The sequence below is a fragment of the Streptomyces sp. E2N166 genome (assembly GCF_003671715.1).
Lineage (GTDB): Bacteria > Actinomycetota > Actinomycetes > Streptomycetales > Streptomycetaceae > Streptomyces > Streptomyces thinghirensis.
In genome coordinates this window covers 273,251-293,421 of sequence record NZ_RAIF01000031.1, presented here as the reverse complement: position 1 = coordinate 293,421, position 20,171 = coordinate 273,251, and the positions used below count along the sequence as shown (strand labels likewise).

Annotated in this window: 18 protein-coding genes; 8 read left to right on the top strand and 10 right to left on the bottom strand. The window is 71.8% G+C overall.

Features of this window, described 5'->3' with window-relative positions; all coding sequences use genetic code 11:
• Window position 1: 1 nt before the first annotated feature.
• On the bottom strand, window positions 2–2,446 hold the full coding sequence (gene xdhB / locus EBH09_RS23345) for a xanthine dehydrogenase molybdopterin binding subunit (RefSeq protein WP_121748894.1): 2,445 nt from the start codon (window positions 2,444–2,446) through the stop codon (window positions 2–4).
• Window positions 2,443–3,930: an FAD binding domain-containing protein gene (locus EBH09_RS23340; RefSeq protein WP_121748893.1), complete on the bottom strand. Its 1,488-nt coding sequence runs from the start codon at window positions 3,928–3,930 to the stop codon at window positions 2,443–2,445. Before EBH09_RS23340 ends, xdhB begins: the two co-directional genes overlap by 4 nt.
• 534 nt (window positions 3,931–4,464) lie before the next feature.
• On the opposite strand from EBH09_RS23340, the gene EBH09_RS23335 reads away from it, so the two are divergent.
• A complete protein-coding gene (locus EBH09_RS23335; RefSeq protein ID WP_121748892.1) occupies window positions 4,465–7,671 on the top strand; it encodes a tetratricopeptide repeat protein in 3,207 nt (1,068 codons plus the stop codon).
• A 126-nt stretch (window positions 7,672–7,797) separates the two neighbouring features.
• Here EBH09_RS23335 and EBH09_RS23330 read toward each other — a convergent pair whose 3' ends face one another.
• Together EBH09_RS23330 and mca are read right to left on the bottom strand one after the other, a co-directional pair.
• Window positions 7,798–8,040 (bottom strand): hypothetical protein, encoded by a 243-nt coding sequence (locus EBH09_RS23330; RefSeq protein ID WP_193776483.1) that lies wholly within the window; start codon window positions 8,038–8,040, stop codon window positions 7,798–7,800.
• Window positions 8,033–8,914: a mycothiol conjugate amidase Mca gene (mca, locus tag EBH09_RS23325; RefSeq protein ID WP_121748890.1), complete on the bottom strand. Its 882-nt coding sequence runs from the start codon at window positions 8,912–8,914 to the stop codon at window positions 8,033–8,035. Before mca ends, EBH09_RS23330 begins: the two co-directional genes overlap by 8 nt.
• A gap of 158 nt (window positions 8,915–9,072) precedes the next feature.
• Here mca and EBH09_RS23320 point away from each other — a divergent pair, with 158 nt between their 5' ends.
• Both EBH09_RS23320 and greA read left to right on the top strand, forming a co-directional pair.
• Window positions 9,073–9,471 (top strand): DUF4307 domain-containing protein, encoded by a 399-nt coding sequence (locus EBH09_RS23320; RefSeq protein ID WP_121748889.1) that lies wholly within the window; start codon window positions 9,073–9,075, stop codon window positions 9,469–9,471.
• Window positions 9,472–9,651: 180 nt separating this feature from the next.
• Window positions 9,652–10,149, top strand: a complete 498-nt coding sequence (gene greA / locus EBH09_RS23315) for a transcription elongation factor GreA (protein ID WP_055418146.1) — start codon at window positions 9,652–9,654, stop codon at window positions 10,147–10,149.
• A gap of 86 nt (window positions 10,150–10,235) precedes the next feature.
• Here the strand turns inward: greA and EBH09_RS23310 are convergent, their stop codons facing one another.
• The 3 genes from EBH09_RS23310 to ilvA form a co-directional block, all read right to left on the bottom strand.
• A complete protein-coding gene (locus EBH09_RS23310) occupies window positions 10,236–11,093 on the bottom strand; it encodes an ABC transporter permease (RefSeq protein WP_121748888.1) in 858 nt (285 codons plus the stop codon).
• The gene (locus EBH09_RS23305) at window positions 11,090–12,112 is read right to left on the bottom strand and encodes an ATP-binding cassette domain-containing protein (protein WP_121748887.1); all 1,023 of its coding nucleotides are present in this window, start codon (window positions 12,110–12,112) and stop codon (window positions 11,090–11,092) included. The genes EBH09_RS23310 and EBH09_RS23305 overlap by 4 nt, the downstream gene beginning before the upstream one ends.
• A gap of 148 nt (window positions 12,113–12,260) precedes the next feature.
• Complete coding sequence (gene ilvA, locus EBH09_RS23300) at window positions 12,261–13,490, bottom strand: threonine ammonia-lyase (RefSeq protein ID WP_121748886.1); 1,230 nt, start codon at window positions 13,488–13,490, stop codon at window positions 12,261–12,263.
• 162 nt (window positions 13,491–13,652) lie between these two features.
• On the opposite strand from ilvA, the gene EBH09_RS23295 reads away from it, so the two are divergent.
• The 3 genes from EBH09_RS23295 to EBH09_RS23285 all read left to right on the top strand — a co-directional run bounded on the left by EBH09_RS23295 (window position 13,653) and on the right by EBH09_RS23285 (window position 15,170).
• Window positions 13,653–14,159 carry a MarR family transcriptional regulator gene (locus tag EBH09_RS23295; protein WP_193776552.1) on the top strand — a complete coding sequence of 169 codons (507 nt, stop codon included), beginning with the start codon at window positions 13,653–13,655 and terminating at the stop codon, window positions 14,157–14,159.
• Between the two features lie 131 nt (window positions 14,160–14,290).
• On the top strand, window positions 14,291–14,800 hold the full coding sequence (locus EBH09_RS23290) for a sigma factor-like helix-turn-helix DNA-binding protein (RefSeq protein ID WP_121748884.1): 510 nt from the start codon (window positions 14,291–14,293) through the stop codon (window positions 14,798–14,800).
• A 112-nt stretch (window positions 14,801–14,912) separates the two neighbouring features.
• On the top strand, window positions 14,913–15,170 hold the full coding sequence (locus tag EBH09_RS23285) for a hypothetical protein (RefSeq protein WP_121749506.1): 258 nt from the start codon (window positions 14,913–14,915) through the stop codon (window positions 15,168–15,170).
• A 28-nt stretch (window positions 15,171–15,198) separates the two neighbouring features.
• On the opposite strand, the gene EBH09_RS23280 is transcribed toward EBH09_RS23285, so the two are convergent.
• Window positions 15,199–16,353 carry a cystathionine gamma-synthase gene (locus EBH09_RS23280; protein ID WP_121748883.1) on the bottom strand — a complete coding sequence of 385 codons (1,155 nt, stop codon included), beginning with the start codon at window positions 16,351–16,353 and terminating at the stop codon, window positions 15,199–15,201.
• Window positions 16,354–16,449: 96 nt separating this feature from the next.
• Here EBH09_RS23280 and EBH09_RS23275 point away from each other — a divergent pair, with 96 nt between their 5' ends.
• Window positions 16,450–17,568, top strand: a complete 1,119-nt coding sequence (locus EBH09_RS23275) for a hypothetical protein (RefSeq protein WP_121748882.1) — start codon at window positions 16,450–16,452, stop codon at window positions 17,566–17,568.
• Between the two features lie 57 nt (window positions 17,569–17,625).
• Here the strand turns inward: EBH09_RS23275 and msrA are convergent, their stop codons facing one another.
• Both msrA and EBH09_RS23265 read right to left on the bottom strand, forming a co-directional pair.
• Window positions 17,626–18,138, bottom strand: a complete 513-nt coding sequence (msrA, locus tag EBH09_RS23270; RefSeq protein WP_121748881.1) for a peptide-methionine (S)-S-oxide reductase MsrA — start codon at window positions 18,136–18,138, stop codon at window positions 17,626–17,628.
• Between the two features lie 196 nt (window positions 18,139–18,334).
• Complete coding sequence (locus tag EBH09_RS23265) at window positions 18,335–18,952, bottom strand: TetR/AcrR family transcriptional regulator (RefSeq protein ID WP_121748880.1); 618 nt, start codon at window positions 18,950–18,952, stop codon at window positions 18,335–18,337.
• A gap of 181 nt (window positions 18,953–19,133) precedes the next feature.
• Between EBH09_RS23265 and EBH09_RS23260 the strand changes: the two genes are divergently transcribed.
• Entirely contained in the window at window positions 19,134–20,153 is a 1,020-nt protein-coding gene (locus tag EBH09_RS23260; RefSeq protein ID WP_121748879.1) for an aldo/keto reductase, read from the top strand.
• Window positions 20,154–20,171 lie beyond the last annotated feature (18 nt).

Below are 20,171 nucleotides of genomic sequence, written 5' to 3'. Positions count from 1 at the left end.
GTCAGGCACCGCTCAGCACTTCCGCGTCGGTCCTGACTCCGCCGTCGACGTGCCCGTTTCCGGCGTGACCGTCGGCGGCGGACCCGTCACGGGCCCGGCCGTTCCGCGAGTCGCCGCCCTGGCGGGCCGACTCGATCGCCCAGTACACCGCCTCCGGCGTCGCCGGCGAGGCCAACTCGACACCGACCCCACTCGGCCCGAAGGCGGCGGCGGCCTGCCGCAACGCCTCCCGCACCGAGAACGCCAGCATCAGCGGAGGCTCGCCCACCGCCTTGGACCCGTACACCGCGCCCTCTTCGGTGGCGTTCTCCAGCAGCGTGACGTTGAACTCCTCGGGCATCTCCGAGAAGCTCGGCAGCTTGTACGTGCTCGCCGCCTGGGTCTGCAGCCGGCCGCGGTGGGGACCGTCACCGGTGTCCCAGCGCAGGTCCTCGAGTGTCAGCCAGCCCGCGCCCTGCACGAAACCGCCCTCGACCTGGCCGATGTCGATCAGCGGGGAGAGGCTGTCGCCGACGTCGTGCACGATGTCCACCCGCCGCAGGCGGTACGCGCCGGTGAAGCCGTCCACCTCGACCTCGGCGGCGGCCGCGCCGATGGCGAAGTACTTGAACGGCGAGCCCCGGAAGCTCTTCGCGTCCCAGTGCAGCCCCTCGGTCCGGTAGTAACCGGCCGCCGACAGCTGGACCCGCTGGAAGTACGCGGTGCGCACGAGGTCGTCCCAGGCCAGCTCCTTGTCGCTGCCCAGGGTGCGCGCGACGCCCTCGACGATGCGCACGTCCGAGGCGTTCGACCCCAGCCGGCTCGCCGCCACCCGCAGCAGCCGCTCGCGCAGCTGCTCACAGGCGTTCTTGATCGCCCCACCGTTGAGGTCCGTACCGGAACTGGCCGCGGTGGCCGAGGTGTTGGGCACCTTGTCGGTCCGCGTCGGGGCGAGGCGCACCTTGTGCAGCGGGATACCCAGCGTGGTCGCGGCCACCTGCATCATCTTGGTGTGCAGGCCCTGGCCCATCTCGGTGCCGCCGTGGTTGATCAGGACGGAGCCGTCCTTGTAGATCAGCACCAGCGCGCCGCCCTGGTTGAAGGCGGTGAGGTTGAACGAGATGCCGAACTTGACGCCGGTGATCGCGAGGGCCCTCTTGGTGTGCGGATGCGCGGCGTTGAAGGCGGCGATCTCGCGCTCGCGGTCGGCGACGCCGCCGCTGTCCAGGACCTGCCGCCAGACGGCGGAGATCCGCTCGGGCTGCGTGACCGGCTGCCCGTACGGTGTCGTCTGGCCCTGGCCCGGCCGGTAGAAGTTGCGTTCCCGCAGCTCCCTGGGGTCCAGGCCGAGCCGCGGCGCGCAGCGGCCCAGGATGTCCTCGATCACCAGCATGCCCTGCGGTCCGCCGAAGCCGCGGAAGGCGGTGTTGGAGACCGTGTTGGTCCTGGCGATGCGACCGGCGACGCGCGCGTTGGGGATCCAGTAGGTGTTGTCGATGTGACACAGCGCGCGGGCCAGCACCGGCTCGGACAGGTCCAGGCTCCAGCCGCCGTCCGCGGTCAGCGTGGCGTCCAGGGCCTGGATACGGCCCTCGGCGTCGAAGCCGATCCTCCAGGTGGCGTGGAACCCGTGCCGCTTGCCGGACATGGTCAGGTCCTGGGTCCGGTTGAGCCGGAAGCGGACCGGCCGCCCGGTCAGCTTGGCGCCGAGGGCGGCGACGGCCGCGAAGCCGTGCGGCTGCATCTCCTTGCCGCCGAAGCCGCCGCCCATCCGCAGGCACTGCACGGTCACCTCGTGGGAGGGCACACCGAGTACGTGGGAGACGATCTCCTGGGTCTCCGACGGGTGCTGGGTGCTGCTCTGGACGAAGACCTGCCCGTTCTCGTCGATCTGTGCGAGCGCCGCGTGCGTCTCCAGGTAGAAGTGCTCCTGACCGGAGAACTGGAACTCGCCGGTGAGCACGTGAGCGGAGTCGGCGAAGCCCGCGTCGGTGTCGCCGTGCGTCATGACGGGCCGGGCGCCGTGGTAGCTGCCCGCCGCGATGGCGTCCTGCAGCGTGATCAGGGAAGGCAGCTCCTCCAGCTCCACCTCCACGGCCGCCGCACCGAGCCGGGCCGCCTCCAGGGTCTCGCCGAGCACCCAGGCGACCGCGTGGCCGTGGAACATGACCTCGTCGGGGAAGAGCGGTTCGTCGTGCTTCATGCCGGCGTCGTTGACGCCGGGCACGTCGGCCCCGGTCAGCACACGCACCACGCCCGGCACGGCGAGCGCGGGCCCGGTACGCAGCGCCGTGACCCGGCCGCGGGCCTTCATGACCTGGACCGGGTACGCGTGCAGCACGTCCTTGGTGCGCTGGACCAGGTCGTCGGTGTACAGCGCGGTGCCGGTGACGTGCTGGACGGCACTCTCGTGCGGCATCGAGACGCCGACGACGGGCTTTTCGGGACGCTCGGACAACTGGCTCATGACGGCACCGCCTCGGTGGTCTGTGCGTACAGCTTCAGCAGGCTCTGGCCGAGCATCGCGGAGCGGTAGGCGGCACTGGCGCGGTGATCGCTCATCGGTGTGCCCTCGGCCCGCAGCACGTCGGCCGCGGCCTCGACGGTCTCCGCCGCCCACGGCTCGCCCTCCAGGGCCGCCTCGGTGGCGAGCGCGCGGACCGGAGTGGCGGCCACGCCGCCCAGACCGATGCGAGCCCTGCGGACGACCCCTGACTCGATGTCCAGCGCGAAGGCGACCGCCACGCTGGAGATGTCGTCGAAGCGCCGCTTGGCGATCTTGTGGAAAGCCGCGACCGGCGACAGCGGCAGCGGGAGGCGCACCGCGCGGATCAGCTCGCCGGGGCGGCGCACGCTGCGCCGGTAGCCGGTGAAGTAGTCCGCGAGCGGGACCTCACGCTCGCCGTCGGCGCCGGCGAGTACCACCGACGCCTCCAGCGCGAGCAGCACCGGCGGACTGTCGCCGATGGGTGAGCCGGTCCCCAGGTTGCCGCCCAGGGTCGCGCCGTTGCGGATGAGCCGGGACGCGAACCGCGGGAACAACTCCCCCAGCAGCGGGACCGTTCCGTCGAGGCGGCGCTCGATCTCGGTGAGCGTCAGCGCCGCCCCGATCTCTATGTGGTCGGACTCCACCCGCAGCCCCCGCAGTTCGGGCAGCCGGTCGATGGCGACGACGCAATCCGCGCGGCGGGAACGGATGTTCACCTCGACGCCCCAGTCGGTGCTTCCGGCGACCACCACCGCGTCGGGCCGCTCGCGCAGCAACCGCAAAGTCTCGGCCAGGGTGCCCTTCCGCAGGAACTCGCTGTCGCCCTGGTGGTATTCGGTGGCGACCGGCGCGGGCGGGGACTGCTCACGGCGCTGCGCCAGCGGGTCCTCGCCGGTGGGCGTGCCGACGGCGAAGGCCGCGTCGCGGATCGGTCGGTAACCGGTGCAGCGGCACAGGTTGCCGCTGAGGGCGTGCAGATCGAAGCCGTTCGGGCCGTGCTCGGCGTCGGTGCCGACGGAGTCGCCGGTGCCGACGGCCGCGTTGGCACCCGCGTGCGGGCAGCGGTCGGGCCGGTAGTACTCGGCGGCCATGCTGCAGACGAAGCCCGGCGTGCAGTAGCCGCACTGGGAGCCGCCGCGGACCGCCATCTCCTCCTGCACCGGGTGCAGGATGGGTGGCGTGCCCGGCTCGCCGACGGTGGCGAGACCTTCGGAGGTGACGACCTCCTGGCCGTCGAGCGCCGCGACCGGAACCAGGCAGGCGTTGACCGGCACCCAGTCGGTGGGCTTGTTCACCCCGGGGCGGGCCACGAGGACCGAGCAGGCGCCGCATTCGCCCTCGGCACAACCCTCCTTGGTGCCGGTGAGGCCGCGGTCGCGCAGGAAGTCCAGCACCGTGGTGTGAGGTGCGGCCGGTGCGATCGGTGTCTCTTCACCGTTGACCGTGATCCGTGCCGCTACCATGACAGACCTTCATTTCGGCTCGGGACGGGTCGGTTCATCGTGTTCGCCAATTTCAGGCAGCTTTCTGTGTTCGAACGCGTCACGCGGGAGAAGTGAGCGCGAATCGGCACGCGGCAGGCGCATGCCGTGAAGTGGTGAAGGGGAAACCCGAAACGTGCCGCTTATGGGCACAGCAGAACGGCGTGGTCAGCAGCCGTGCGCGACCCGACCCGAAACCCACACCGTGCGGCGGGCGAGGCGACCCAGATCGGAGTTGGCGTACATCCGGCGGTCGCCTCCAATCGATGGTCATGGGTGTACTTGCGTCGCAAATTAGTGGCCGCGGTCACCGGGGTCAAGAGGGGAACTCGTCGACTGTTCCGGGCCCGTGCGGTGGGGCGGGAGGCCCTGGAGGCCGCCCCCTCCCCAGGGTCTCCCCATCGCAGGACACTTGACCGAGGCACAACTGGGGAAGGACCCGGGGACGGGCCGGGAGACCCCCAGCGAGGTCTGGGAACACCCGGGTGACACCGATGCCGCCGGAGGGGGCGCGACATGCGGGACAGTCATCGGTCGGAGGCCGAGCGGCTACTGAGGCGGGCCGTGGAGGAGGAGGTACGGCGCTCGGGCGGGCGCACGGACGGGAACGTGCTGCTGTCCCGGGCGCGCGGATCGCTGGACGCGATGGCGGGCACGGCCGCCGAGGAGTACGAGGCCTACACCCGCGCCCTCGACGAGTCGGCGGCCGGCCAGCTCACCTTCCGGCAGCGCTACGCCCGCGAGGGCGCCGGCACTCCCCTGCTGGTGGCCGCCGTGGCGGCGGTCGCCGCCGTGGTGGCCGACATGGCGCTCGGCACCGGCACGGGCACGGCGGTGGGCGCGGGAGTGGCCGTCGGGGTCGTCGGCGCCGCGGCGACCGTGGTGAAGGTCGTCGGCTCGCACGTACCGGCCGCCCACCACCGCGCCGGGGCCGTCGGCCAGCCCGGCGGGCCCGAGCAGTTGCGGTTGCAGTGGCTGACGGCACTGGAGGTACGCGGTATCCGGCCGTTCCTGGACCAGCAGCGGATGCTCGCCGCGTCCACCGGGCCGAAGAAGACCGGGCCGAAGCTGCGGGGTGCCGACAAGAGCGCCGCGGCCCGGGGACGCAGCGCGCTGGAACAGTCGTTCGCGCAGCTCCCGGAGCCGGAGGGCACCTTCGCGGGCCGGCGGCAGGAGATGGCGCGGCTGCGGCAGTGGGTGCAGGCGGCCCGCGCGAGCACGGAGACGAAGCCGACCGTGGTCGTGCTGCACGGGGTGCCCGGCAGCGGCCGTACGACGCTCGCGGTGCGGGCCGCCCATGAACTGCGGGACCACTTCCGCGGGGCGTGCGTGGTCGACCTGCGCGGGGACGGCCCCGCGTCGGGCGACGAGGCGCCGCTGAGCACGCGGGACGCCCTGCTGCATCTGCTGAACCGGCTCGGCGCGCCCCGCGAGCAACTGCTGTTCCGCGAGCGGTCCTCGGCGGACCAGCAGGTCAAACGGCTCAGCGAGCTGTACCACCAGCACCTGACGGGCGTCCCGGTGGCCGTCGTCCTGGACGACGCCTCGGACGCCGAGCAGGTGCGCACGCTGGTGCCGGAGCGGTCGGACAGCCTGGTGCTGGTCACCGCGCGGGAGGCACTCCGGCTGCCGCCCGATCTGCCCGCCCGGGTGTACGACCTCCCGGTCGAGGCACTGGACGCGGCGGGCGCGGAGGAGTTGCTGGGGGCGGCCGCCCAGGACGCGTCGGGGCCCTACGACGCCGAGTCCACCGACGGGATCCGGCAGCTGTGCGGCGGCCTGCCGCTGGCGCTGCGGGTGGCGGGGTCGTCGCTGGGACCGCGCTCCGCCCGCGCCCTGGCGACCGACCTGGGCGCCTACGGGCCGGTGGAGCCGGTCGAGCGGGCGCTGTGGCTGCGCTACACCGACCAGCCGGAGCCGGCCCGGCGGCTGCTGCGCCGGCTGGCGCTGGCCGGCCGCACCTCGCTGGGTGCCGCTGCCGCCGCCGCGCTGCTGGCCACGGACGAGACCGAGGCGACGCGGCAACTGGCGGCGCTGTCGCGCGCGGGTCTGCTCGACCACGTCCGGGGCAGCCGCTACCGGCTGCACGACGTGGTGCGCGCCTTCGCCCGGGCCCGGCTCGCCGACGAGGAGGAGCCGGCCGAGCGGACGGCGGCACAGGAACGGCTGATCGCCAACTACGCCGAGCTGGCCGACTCCGTACTGCGCCTGGTCGACGGCAACATGTCGACCCGCTCGAACCAGTTCGGCAGCTACGGCTTCACGTCCCTGGACGAGGCACTGCGCTGGCTGGACGACGAGTCGAGCTTCATCACGGCGGCGCTCAGACACGCGGAGGGCGTCGACCAGGGCGCGGTGCTGAACCTGCTGGGCGCGCTGTGCGACTACTGCCTGCTGCGCGGCGACCTCTACCGGCTGGGTGAGATCAGCGAGCTGGCGCAGTCCGTGGACCAGGGGCTGCTGGTGCGTTCGGTGCAGTGGCGCACCGGTATCGCGGCCCGGCAGCTCGGTGAGCTGGACAAGGCGCGGGCGACGCTCACCTCCGTGGTCGACCTGTACATGGAGGCCCACCACGACGCGGGGGCGGCCCGCGCACTGTGCTCGCTGGGCATCACGCTGCACCACCAGGGCAACCTGACCGAGGCGGCGGCGAAACTGCGGGAGGCGCTGGACCTCCAGGCCTCGCCCGAGCTGGACACGGACCGGGCGTGGACACTGCACGCGCTGGCGGCGGTGCAGCGGGACCGGGCCCGGCTGGCGGAGGCGCTGGACCTGCTCACGGAGTCACTGGTGCTGCACCGCGCGGGCGAGTCGGTGCACGGCCAGGCGTGGGCCCACTTCCAGCTCGGCCAGCTGCACCTGCGCATGGGCGACGTACCGCGCGCGGAGGCGGACCTGCGCGCGGCCCTGGAGCTGTACGGCCGCACCCAGGACGCGCGTGGCGAGGCCTGGGCGCTGACCCAGCTGGCACGGGCCCGTCTGGTGGACGGCGACGCCTCCGAGGCGGTCGAGGAGCTGCGGCGGGCGGCGGCCCGGCACCGGGAGAACGAGGACGCGCGCGGCGAGGCGTGGACGGTCTACTACGTCGGCCAGGCGCTGGAGGAGACCGGCGCCCTGGACCAGTCGGTCCGCGAGCTGGAACGCTCCCGCACGATGTTCTCCCGGATGCGCGACGTGTACGGCCTGGCCTGCGCCCGGCACCACTCGGCGCGGGTCACCCGCGACCAGCGCGCCGCCCAGACCGGCTCGCTCCGCAACTCCGGCTTCGCCCGGCAGCTCCTGGTCGACGCCCGCGCGGACTTCCAGCGCATCGGCGTCGGCCACGGCGAGGCGTGGACCTGCCTGGAGCTGGCGGTCGTGGACGCGGGCAACGCCCGTACGCCGCAGGCGCTGGCGCTCTGCGACGAGGCGGCGGCACTCTTCGCGGCGTACGGCGACCGGCGGGGCGACGACTGGGCCCGCTTCCTGCGCTGCACCCTCCTGCCGTACGCCGCTCCGGGCGGCGTGGAGGTCGGCACGGCGGTGGCGCAGGAGGAACTCGCCCAACTTTCCCGCGCCCGCCACCCGGCCCGGGACGCCAAGCTGGACGACTACATCGGGGCGTACCAGCTCCTCCTGGAACGCGGCGTCCAACTGGAATCCGGCTGGCAGGCCTGGCACCTGGGCATGGTCCCCAACCGCCAGGCCCGGGAGGTGATGGGGGTGGCGGTGACAGCCGCCTAACCGCGGGCAGCCGCGCCGCGCCCCCACCCCCAGCTGCGGGCAGGAGTGGGCGCGGCGGCACCCCACAACGCCGGGTCGCGTCGCCCACCCGGCGTTCAGACCCGCGCCGGGCACCGGGAGGCCGGGTCAGCCCTTCTGCGGCCCCACCCGGCCGGCGGCCTCCGCCTCCGCCTCCGCGTCCGGCGCCTCCTTGAAGTCCACCTTCCCCATGTGCCGGCTCATGGACCGCATCAGCCCCCACACCGCCAGGGCCATCACCGCGAAGACGATGAACCCGAGGACACCGGGCGTGACCTTGTCCTCGTCGAGTTCGGCGAGAGTGACGAGGTGCGTCATTGCCATGCTTGCGCTTGCACTCATGTCAGGCATTGTCCCGGATGCCCGCGAAGAGGTCGTCCTCGGGGAGGGAGGTGTCCACGAGGGACTTCGCGAGCTCGTACTCCTCGGTGGGCCAGACCTCCTTCTGGATGTCCATCGGCACCCGGAACCAGCCCCCGTCGGGGTCGATCTGCGTGGCGTGCGCGATCAGCGCCTTGTCCCGGACCTCGAAGAAGTCGGCGCAGGGCACGTGCGTGGTCAGCGTGCGCTCCTTGCGCTCGAACTCCGACCAGCGCTTGAGCCAGTCCCCATAGGGCGACTCCAGGCCGCGCTCCAGCAGCGCGCTGTGCAGCGCCTCGGTGCGCGGGCGGTTGAAGCCCTGGTTGTAGTACACCTTCTGCGGCTGGTACGCCGTCCCGTACTCGCTCTCCGGGTACTTCTCGGTGTCGGCCGCGCCCTCGAAGGCCACCATCGTGATCTTGTGGGTCATGATGTGGTCGGGGTGCGGGTAGCCGCCGTTCTCGTCGTAGGTGGTGATCACCTGGGGGCGGAAGGAGCGGATCCTCCGCACCAGCTCACCGGCGGCCTTGTCGACGTCCTCCAGGGCGAAGCAGCCCTCCGGCAGCGGCGGCAGCGGGTCGCCCTCGGGCAGGCCGGAGTCGACGAAGCCGAGCCACTCCTGCCCCACGCCCAGGATCTCCCGGGCCTCGTCCATCTCCTTCCTGCGCACCTCGTGGATGTTCTCCTCGATGTACGCGTCGCCCTGGAGCTTGGGGTTGAGGATGGAGCCGCGCTCCCCGCCGGTGCAGGTCACCACCAGCACGTCCACCCCCTCGGACACGTACTTCGCCATGGTGGCCGCGCCCTTGCTCGACTCGTCGTCGGGGTGGGCGTGCACGGCCATCAATCGCAGCTGGTCAGTCAAGACTCAATCCTCGGTCAGTCGGCGCCCGTGTGCGTCGGCGCAATCGGCGGCTTCTATAGTGACCGAATCGGGAGCCGAATAATTCCGGAGCCCGGGACGACCGGGTGCCGGGGCCCCTTTCGGGACACGCCCGTTCCGCTCCTGCCGAGAGGACGATCATGAGTACGGCGAGCACGCAGACGCCCGAGAGCCGGTACGGCCGCTCCTCGGACGAACGGGCCGACCGCACGCTCAAGATCGTCGGCGCCGTGCTCGGTGCCGTCCTGCTCGCCGTGATCGGCTGGTTCGGCTACCACTACGTCGGACAGAACAAGATCAGCGGTGAGTTGATCGGGTTCGAGCTCGCCGAGGACTCGGTGCAGGTACACCTGGAGGTCCGCAAGGACGCCGGTGTCGCCGGCTACTGCACGGTGCGCTCCCAGGCGGAGGACGGCGACGAGGTGGGCCGGGCCGACTTCCGCTTCGACGGGGACTCCACACGCATCGACGAGGTCGTCACCCTGCGCACCAAGGCCCCCGGCACGACGGCCGAGCTGCTCGGCTGCCACGCGGACTGATCCCGCAGAGCCGGTCGGCGCGAATACATGGGCGCTGACCTGCGGCGACATGAATCTGGTGGCTTATGTCCTCCCCCTTTGGCCACTGAATTGTTAGGCTCGTGGTTTCGCCCTTCCGTGAAGGAACATCCTTCTGGGTAGGGCGTTGATTTGTATTCCCAGTACCAACGAGGAGCACCCGTGACCCAGACCAGCGAGAACGTCACCTGGCTGACCCAGGAGGCGTACAACAAGCTCAAGGAGGAGCTTGAATACCTTACTGGTCCTGCGCGCACCGAGATCTCTGCCAAGATCGCCGCGGCCCGTGAGGAGGGGGACCTGCGCGAGAACGGCGGGTACCACGCGGCGAAGGAGGAGCAGGGCAAGCAGGAGCTCCGCGTGCGCCAGCTGACCCAGCTGCTGGAGAGCGCCAAGGTCGGTGAGGCTCCGGCCGCGGACGGCGCGGTGGCGCCCGGCATGGTCGTCACGATCGCCTTCGACGGTGACGAGGACGACACGCTGACCTTCCTGCTCGCCTCGCGCGAGTACGCGAGCTCGGACATCGAGACCTACTCGCCGCAGTCCCCACTGGGCTCGGGCGTCATGGGCCACAAGGTCGGCGAGGACGCGCAGTACGAGCTGCCCAACGGCAAGCCGGCGTCCGTGAAGATCCTCAAGGCCGAGCCCTACAACGGCTGACCAGGCTCCCTCCCCCGGCCGGTGGCACACCCGGCCGTCTGTCGTTGACGAGCCCCCGGCGTCCCGGTGACGCCGGGGGCTCGTCGTCATGTGGCGGCCGAGCGGTACTTGCGCACCGCCAGGGTCCGGAAGACCGCGATGATCAGAACGGACCAGATCACCGAGGCCCAGACGGGATGCTGCATGGGCCAGGCGTCGGACTGCGCGACGCCCGCGTTGCCGAACAGTTCCCGGCAGGCCTGCACCGTGGCGCTGAACGGGTTCCACTCGGCGATGTGCCGGAGCCAGGGGGTCATCTGGCTGGAGTCCACGAAGGCGTTCGAAACGAACGTCACCGGGAACAGCCAGATGATGCCTCCCGAGGTCGCCGCCTCCGGGGTTCGCACGGACAGGCCGATCAGCGCGCCGATCCAGGTGAAGGCGTAGCCCAGGAGAAGCAGCAGGGCGAAGCCGGCCAGGATCTGTCCGAGGTTGGTCGGCTCCGCGGAGCCGGTGCGCCAGCCGACGATCAGCGCGACGATCGCGAGGACGAGCAGCGTGATGGCCGTCTGCACGAGATCGGCGACGGTGCGGCCGGTCAGCACCGCGCCACGGGCCATCGGCAGGGAGCGGAAGCGGTCGACGAGGCCCTTCTGCATGTCGTCGGCGATGCCGGCCGCCGATCCCGCGGTGGCGAACGTGACGGTCTGCGCGAAGATGCCCGCCATCAGGAAGTTCTTGTAGACGTCCGGGTCGGTGGTGTTCCCGATCTTCATCGAGCCACCGAAGACGTAGGTGAACAGGACCACGAACATCACCGGCTGGATGACCCCGAAGAGGACCATCTCGGGAATCCTGGTCATCCGGATCAGGTTCCTGCGGGCGATGACCAGGGAGTCCCGGACGGACTGGCCGAGGGGGTTGGTGGGCGCCGCGGTCCGAGCGGCGTCGGTGGTGGCGCTCACTTGGCGGTCTCCTTCTTGGCCTGGTGGCCGGCGTCCTCGTCCTCGCGGCCGGCGTCGGCCGCGAGGCCGTTCTCCTTCGCCTCGGCCACATGGCCGGTGAGGGAGAGGAAGACGTCGTCGAGGGTGGGGCGGCGCAGGCCGATGTCGTCGATCTCGATACCGCGGGTGTCGAGTTCCCGGATGACCTCGGCGAGCAGCTTGGCGCCGCCGGTGACGGGGACGGTGAGCTTGCGGGTGTGCTCCTCGACGGTGGTCGAGCCCTTGCCGAACCCGCCGAGCACCTCGGCGGCCGTCGCCATGTGCTCGCGCTCGTGGACCACGACCTCGACGCGCTCTCCGCCGGTGCGGGCCTTGAGCTGGTCGGAGGTGCCGCGGGCGATGACGCGGCCGTGGTCGACGACCGCGATGTCGTGCGCGAGGTGGTCGGCCTCCTCCAGGTACTGCGTGGTCAGCAGCAGGGTCGTACCGCCGGCGACCAGCTGCTTGATGACCTCCCACAGCTCCTGGCGGTTGCGTGGGTCGAGGCCGGTCGTCGGCTCGTCCATGAACATGACGGGCGGGGAGACGACCAGGGCGGCCGCCAGGTCGAGCCGGCGGCGCATGCCTCCCGAGTAGGTCTTCGTCGGGCGGTCGGCGGCGTCCGCGAGGTGGAACTGTTCGAGCAGCTCGCCGGCCCGGGCCTTCGCGGCCTTGGCCTTCATCTGGTAGAGCTGGCCGACCATCTGGAGGTTCTCCCGGCCGGTCAGGTATTCATCGACGGCGGCGAACTGGCCGGAGAGGCCGATCGACCGCCGTACCTCGTTGGGCTGTCTGAGCACGTCGATGCCCGCGACGACCGCCTTGCCGCTGTCGGGTCGCAGCAGGGTCGTCAGGCAGCGGACGGCGGTCGTCTTGCCCGCGCCGTTCGGCCCGAGCAGGCCCAGGACCGTGCCTTCGGGAACGTCGAGGTCGACGCCGTCCAGAGCCCTTACGTCACCGAAGGTTTTCACCAGGCCTTCGGCATAGATGGCGCCTGGCATATGAGTCTCCACGTCGTCGGGGATTCTTCGGGAAGCCTAGATTTGTACGTTCCGCTCTGCGTAGCGAGCGATTTACGACACACCATAACGCGATGTATCGCGTCTTACAACGGAATTTCTCGAACGTGTGCCCCAGGTCGACGACGGGTCAGCCGATGACGGGATAGCCCGCCTCCCGCAGCGCCCGGCCGACCTCGGCGCAGTGCTCCGGGCCCTTCGTCTCCAGGTGCAGTTCGACCTCCGCCTCCGTGAGCCCGAGCCGTGGATCGGTCCGGACGTGGCTCACATCGAGGACGTTAGCGTCGACCACTGACAACACCCCGAGAAGCGTGGCGAGGGCGCCGGGCCGGTCCGTCAGACGCAGCCGGACCGCCAGGTAGCGGCCCTGCGCGGCCATGCCGTGCCGCAGCACGCCCTGCATCAGCACCGGGTCCACGTTGCCGCCGGACAGCACCGCCACCACCGGTCCCTCGAAGGCACCCGGCTCACTCAGCAACGCCGCCACCGGAGACGCCCCGGCCGGCTCCACGACCAGCTTGGCCCGCTCCAGGCAGAGCAGCAGCGCGGTGGACAGCTCGTCCTCGGAGACCGTACGGACCTCGTCCACCAGCTCGCCGACGATTCCGAACGGCACGTCACCGGGCCGCCCCACCTTGATGCCGTCGGCCATCGTCACCGGATGCTCGACGGCCACCGGGCGCCCCGCCGCCAGCGACGGCGGATACGCCGCCGCACCCTCCGCCTGGACGCCCACGATCCGCACGTCCGGCCGCAGCGCCTTCAACGCGACCGCGATCCCGGCCGCCAGCCCGCCCCCGCCGATGCCGACCACGACGGTCCGCACCTCGGGGCACTGCTCCAGGATCTCCAGTCCGACCGTGCCCTGGCCCGCGATGACGTCCGGGTGGTCGAAGGGGTGAATGAACACCGCGCCGGTCCGCTCCGCGTACTCCTGCGCGGCGGCCAGCGTCTCGTCGACCACCTGACCGTGCAGCCGCACCTCGGCGCCGTAGTCCCGGGTCGCGCTGATCTTCGGCAGCGGGGCGCCCTTCGGCATGAACACCGTCGAGCGCACCCCGAGCAGTGACGACGCCAGCGCCACCCCCTGCGCGTGGTTGCCCGCGCTCGCGGCGACCACACCGGCGGCCCGCTGCTCGGGCAGCAGTCCGGCGATACGGACGTAGGCGCCGCGCAGCTTGAACGAGCCCGTCCGCTGGAGGTTCTCGCACTTGAGGTGCACCGGCGCGCCGACCAGCTGGGACAGGTGCCTGCTGCCCTCCATCGCCGTCACCCGCGCCACACCCGAGAGCATCTTCTGGGCACCGCGCACGTCGTCGAGGGTGACGGGTCCGACAAGGGAGGCCGTGCTGTAGCTCATGCCTCCAGCATCGCAGTTCACGGGCGCCGGGGACCGTTGTGACCAACCTCCGAGACCCGCTTTGCGCAGCGCCGGTACGCCTCGCCGCCCGGCCGCGTACCCTGTCCCCCAATTAGCAGCCCTCCACGAAGTGAGCCCCCGGCCATGCCCACAACGCCTGAAATGTCGATGGACATGACGACCGCCGGTGACACCGGTCTTCTCGAGACGCTCCAGCACGAGGTGGCACTCTTCGCCCGTCGTGCCGAACAGACCCGGCTCGGCGGGGTCGGGCAGGTGCGCAACTCCATGGACCGCGCCGCATACCTGCTGCTCAACCGCCTCGACAAAGAGGGCCCGATGGGCGTCAAGGCGCTCGCCGCGAGCATGGGGATCGACTCCTCGACGGTCACCCGGCAGGTGGCACCGCTCGTGGACACCGGACTCGTCAAGCGGACCTCGCACCCCGAGGACGGGCGCGCGGTCGTGCTCCAGTTGTCCCCGCGCGGCGTGTCGCGGCTGGAAGAGGTCCGGTCCTCCCGGCGTCAGCTCATGGCCGAACTGACCCACGACTGGGCGCCGGAGGAGCGGGAGGCGTTCTGCGCGCTCCTCGCGCGCTTCAACGGCGCCCTGTCCGCCCGTATGGCCCCGACGGGCGTGGCGGGCCCGGAGTCGTCGTCGGCCTCCTGAACCACCCTCCACCGCCTTTCCGCGGCGGTTCGCACCGAACTCTTGACCGGCGGGCCACCCCTGGCCTGATATGAGACCCAGGGGTCGTCGTACGAGACTCAGGGGCCGTCGCCCTCTGGGCGGGAGGCGCGGTGCGAGAACGGCAGGCATTCCACAGTGCCCGCCGGGCCCGGGAGTTCGAGGCGTTCGTCGCGGGCGCGGCAGGGCGGCTGCTGCATGCCGCCACCCTGCTCACGGCCGAGCCACCGGGCGACAACCCGCGCGCGCGGCGCCTGCTGGCCCTGTCCCTCGCCCATACATACGCGTGCTGGGACCGACTGCGCGGGGAGGACCCGTACGACCGGGCCCGCCGGCACCTGGCCACCCGCTTCGCCCACGAGGCCTGGCACCGGTACGGCGGCGGCATCGGCCGGGCCCGCCGGCACGCCGCCGGCCCTTTGCGCGGGCTCACCCCGCGGGAACGCCTGATCCTGGTGCTCAGGCTCTACGAGGGCGTCGCCGAGGAACAGGCGGCCGCCCTGCTCGGCCTGCCCGCGGAACGCGTACGGACGATCTGCGACCGCGCGACGGCCACCCTGCTGCACCCGCCCGCGCCACCGGCCCGCCCGGTGGCGGCGGAAGCGAAGGCGGCGACGCCTTGAAGGACGCGGCGCTCGATACGACGGCCGCCGGGACGACGGGCACGCGCGCGTGCGGCACGGGCACATCCACGTGGTGCACGGCCACGCGGGCGTGGAGGACCCGGAGGCGCCGGTGAACCGCCCCCAGCGAGAGGCCGCCGCACGGCGGATCATGGAACAGTCGCCGCCCCGGGTGCCGCCCGAGCTGTGCGCGGACGCGGTGCGCCGCGGCGGCCGCATGCTGCGGCGCAGGACCGCCGCCCGCCGCCTGATGTGGCTGGTGCTGTGCGCCGCCGCCGTGGCGTTCACCGTGTGGGCGCTGACCGTCCAGCCCTGGGTGGAGCCGCCGTCGGAGACGACCCCACCCGTGACGGGCTGGGAGGGCTGGTGAGCCCGCCCTGCTCGCCGGGACTGCCGGACTAGCCGAGGGCCTGCTGGAGGTCCGCGAGCAGGTCGTCGACGTTCTCGATACCGACCGACAGACGCACCAGGTCGGCGGGCACCTCCAGGGCCGAACCGGCGGCGGACGCGTGCGTCATCCGGCCGGGGTGCTCGATCAGCGACTCGACGCCGCCCAGGGACTCACCCAGCGTGAACACCTTCGCGCGGTTGCAGACCTCGACCGCCGCCTCCTCGCCGCCCTCGACGCGGAACGACACCATGCCGCCGAACGCCTTCATCTGCTTGGCGGCGACCTCGTGCCCCGGGTGCTCCGGCAGCCCCGGGTACAGGACGCTCGTCACGCGCGCGTGCCGGGAGAGCATCTCGGCGACCTTGGTGGCGTTCTCGCTGTGCCGGTCCATGCGTACCGCGAGCGTCTTGGTGCCGCGCAGCACCAGCCAGGAGTCGAAGGGCCCGGCGACGGCGCCCATGGCGTTCTGGTGGAACGCCAGTTCCTCCCCCAGTTCCCGGTCACCCACGATCAGCGCGCCGCCGACGACGTCCGAGTGGCCGCCCATGTACTTGGTCAGGGAGTGCACGACGACGTCCGCGCCGAGCGCCAGCGGCTGCTGGAGGTACGGCGTGGCGAAGGTGTTGTCGACGACGAGCCGGGCGCCGGCGTCCCGGGCGACCTGGGCCACGGCGGCGATGTCGGTGATGCCGAGCAGGGGGTTGGAGGGCGTCTCCACCCAGACGGCCTTGGTCTTCGGCGTCAGCGCGGCCCGCACGGCGGCGGGGTCGCTCGAGTCGGCCACGGACCATTCCACGCCCCACCGGGTGGCGACCTTGGCGAAGAGCCGGAAGGTACCGCCGTACGCGTCGTTGGGGATCACCACGTGGTCGCCGGGACGCAGCAGCGTACGCAACAGGCAGTCCTCGGCCGCCAGTCCGGACGCGAACGCGAGGCCGCGACGGCCGCCCTCCAGGGCGGCCAGGTTCTCCTCCAGGGCCGTACGGGTCGGGTTCGCGCTGCGGCTGTACTCGTATCCGCCGCGCAGCCCGCCGACGCCGTCCTGCTTGTAGGTCGACACCTGATAGATCGGCGGTACGACCGCGCCCGTCTGGGGATCGGCGGTGTTTCCCGCGTGAATCGCTAGCGTCTCGAAGTGCTGACTGATGTGCCTGTCGCTCATGGGCACCGAGGGTAGCGGCGTGGACGACTCCGCGCGTTTTCCACAGGGCGGGGGACAGGTTGGCCAATTGTCGGCGCAGTCTGGTTCGCTTGAGACATGGAGATTCTCTGGGTCCTGATGGCACTGGCCATGCTGGCTGTGGTGCTGCTCCCCGTTCTGCGGCGCCGACGGAGCGCGGTCGGTCTGGTACCCGCCGGCCACCCGGACGCGGCGGACCCCGCCAACTACGGCTTCGCGCGCGAGGAGGAGCTGGACATCCGCATGCCCGGCCCCGACCAGGACCTGCTGGACGTCCTGGACCTGGTGCAGCGCACGCAGGACTACCGGGGCGCCCAGCAGCTCCTCGCCGGTACGGAGGCGGAGGGTGAGCGGCGCTGGCAGCGCGTGCAGGCCTTCGCGGGCGCCGCGTCGCTGGAGCTGCGGCAGCGGCCCGGTGGCGTCGGCGAGACGCCGGGCGGGCAGTGGCTGCGGGTGTGGCGGGCCGAGGCCCCCAAGGACGCGGGCGGCGCGGCGGTGCACGCCGAGTTCCTGGTGCAGCAGGCGTGGCGGACGGCGACGCCGGGCACGGACGACTTCCGGATCATCATGGAGGAGGCGAAGGCGGCCTGCGGTGAGGCGGCGCTGCTCGCCCCCGGTGACCCGATCCCGTACATCGTCGAGCTCTCGGTCGCCCGCGGGCTCGCCTACCCGCGCGAGGACTTCGAGCAGCTCTGGCTGAAGATCCTCGACCGCGCCCCGGCCCACATGGGCGCGCACCTGGCCGCCCTGCACTACTGGTGCGAAAAGTGGCACGGCTCCCGCGACCTGGCGTACTCCTTCGCGGAGGCGGCGGCGGCCCGCGCCCCGAAGGGCTCGCTCCTCGCGGCGATGCCGCTCTTCGCGGTCTTCGAGCATCTCCCCGAGGTCAACCTGGTCAGGGGCTTCTACCAGAGCGAGATCGTCACCAAGGCGGTCCACGGCGCCCTGCACGCGGTCCACTCGGCCCGCCCGGGCGACCCGATGCAGGCGCATGTCCGCCATCTGCTGGTCTTCTTCCTGGTCCGCGGCGAGCGCTGGGCCGAGGCGATGAACCAGCTGATACTCATCGACGGCCACGTCGGCGCCCTGCCCTGGACCCTCTCCCCCGACCCGGCGGCGGAGTTCGCGGTCTACCGCGCGCTGGCGGTCGCGGGCTACGAGGCGAACGGCGGCAGCCCGGCCACACTCCCCCACTGACGGTTCCGCGACAGGCGGCCCGGCACAAACGCCGACCGGGCCGCCTCCCGGTACCCGTCAGCCCTCGGCGCGGGCGGGCAGCCGCCACCCCGGGCGCGGGAAGTGGCAGGTGTAGCCCTCCGGGTAACGCTGCAGGTAGTCCTGATGCTCGGGCTCGGCCTCCCAGAAGGGGCCGACCGGCTCCACCTCGGTGACGACCTTGCCCGGCCAGAGCCCGGAGGCGTCCACGTCCGCGATCGTGTCCTCGGCGATCCGCTTCTGCTCGTCGTCCACGTAGTAGATCGCCGAGCGGTAGCTGAGGCCGATGTCGTTGCCCTGGCGGTTCCTGGTGCTCGGGTCGTGGATCTGGAAGAAGAACTCCAGCAGCGCGCGGAAGTCGGTCTTCTCGGGGTCGAAGAGGATCTCGATGGCCTCCGCGTGCGTGCCGTGGTTGCGATACGTCGCGTTCGGCACGTCTCCCCCGGTGTATCCCACCCGGGTCGCCGTCACTCCCGGCAGCCGGCGGATCAGCTCCTCCATCCCCCAGAAGCACCCACCCGCGAGCACGGCCCTCTGCGTCTGCGCAGCCATTGCGCCCTCCAATATCCGTCAGTCTGGTCATTCGGGCTGGTCATTCGCGCTACTCGGCGCGCACATCACCGACGTTCCACGCCCACTCCGTCAACGCGCGAGGCTTCCGAGCGATTCCGTGCCCGTCCGGGGCTGCCCCGCGGGCAGCGACGGTCCGCTGCGGGCCGACGCCTTCGACCGCCAGGCCACGATCCCGTCAGTCCGGTCGGCGCAGCCCCCCGATGAGGTGGGCGACCAGGCGTCGGGCGTCGTAGCGCGGGTCGTTCTCCGCGCCGATGCAGAGGTTGCCGACGCCGCGCATGAGTTCCAGGGCGGACAGGTCGGACCGGATCTCGCCGGAGGCGGTCGCGGCGTCGAGGAGGCGGGTGCACACGGGCACGAGGCGGTCGAGGAAGTACGCGTGCAGCGTCTCGAAGCCGGCGTTGTCGGACTGCAGTACGGCGGCGAGTCCGTGCTTGGTGACCAGGAAGTCGACGAAGAGGTCGATCCACCGTCCGAGTGCGGCGTACGGGGTCGGGCTGCTCGCCAGCAGGGCCGGACCGGCCTCGGCGCAGGCCTCCACCTGGTGCCGGTAGACGCCGATGATGAGGTCCGCCCGCGTCGGGAAATGGCGGTAGATCGTGGCGGTCCCGACACCGGCCCTGGCCGCGATGTCGCGTACCGGCGCCTCGACGCCCGACTCGACGAAGACCGCGGCGGCCGCGTCGAGCAGGGTTTTCTGGTTGCGCCGGGCGTCCGCCCGTTTGGGCCGGGCCGTCTGCTCCGTGCCCTCGTCGCCGTCCTGTTCCTGCACCACGTCGGTTTCCTCCGCCATCCGGGATTGCTAAACGGGACACCGTTCCGTATCGTCAAACGGGACGGCGTTCCATTTCGCCGCCATGATGTCAGAGCGCGAGAGCCGCACCAAGCCCGCCTCGCCCACCTTGGCATGGACTTGTCATGCCTGCTCGCGCCCATCACCCCGCGTCACTTCACCTGTAACGAAGGAAAACCTCATGCTCTACCGCACCTTGGGCCGCACCGGCGTCCAGGTCAGCTCTCTCGCGCTCGGCGCCATGAACTTCGGCAGCATCGGGCGCACCACCCAGGACGAGGCCACCGCCATCGTCGACGCCGCCCTGGAGGGCGGGGTCAACGTCATCGACACCGCCGACATGTACGGCCGGGGCGAATCGGAGGAGATGGTCGGCAAGGCCGTCGCCGGCCGCCGCGACGACATCGTGCTGGCCACGAAGGCGAGCATGCCCATGGGCGAGGAGCGCAACCACCGGGGCGCCTCCCGCCGCTGGCTGGTCACCGAGCTGGACAACAGCCTGCGCCGCCTCGGCGTCGACCACGTCGACCTCTACCAGATCCACCGGTGGGACCCGGCCACCAGCGACGAGGAGACACTGGCGGCCCTGACCGACCTCCAGCGCGCGGGAAAGATCCGCTACTTCGGCTCCTCGACCTTCCCCGCGTACCGCATCGTCCAGGCCCAGTGGGCCGCCCGCGAGCACCGCCTGAGCCGGTACGTCACCGAGCAGCCCAGCTACTCCATCCTCCAGCGCGGGATCGAGAGCCACGTGCTGCCCGTGGCCGAGGAGTACGGGCTCGGCGTGCTGGTGTGGAGCCCGCTGGCGTCGGGATGGCTGTCGGGGGCGGTGCGGGCGGGCCGGGAGATCGCCACCCACCGGTCGGCGTTCATGCCGGAGCGCTTCGACACCTCGCTGCCGGCCAACCGGGCCCGCCTCGACGCCGTCGAGCGGCTGGCCCGGGTCGCCGACGAGGCCGGCCTGACCATGATCCAGCTGGCGCTCGGCTTCGTGACCGCACATCCGGCCGTGACCAGCGCGCTCATCGGCCCCCGCACCCTGGATCACCTGCACGCGCAGCTCGCCGCCGCCGACACCGTGCTCTCCGCCGATGTCCTCGACGCCGTCGACGCGATCGTGGCTCCCGGGACCGACCTGGCCGCGCAGGAGAAGTTCGACACTCCGCCCGCGCTGCTGGACGCGTCGCTGCGGCGCCGCTGACGCGCACGCCGGCCGGCG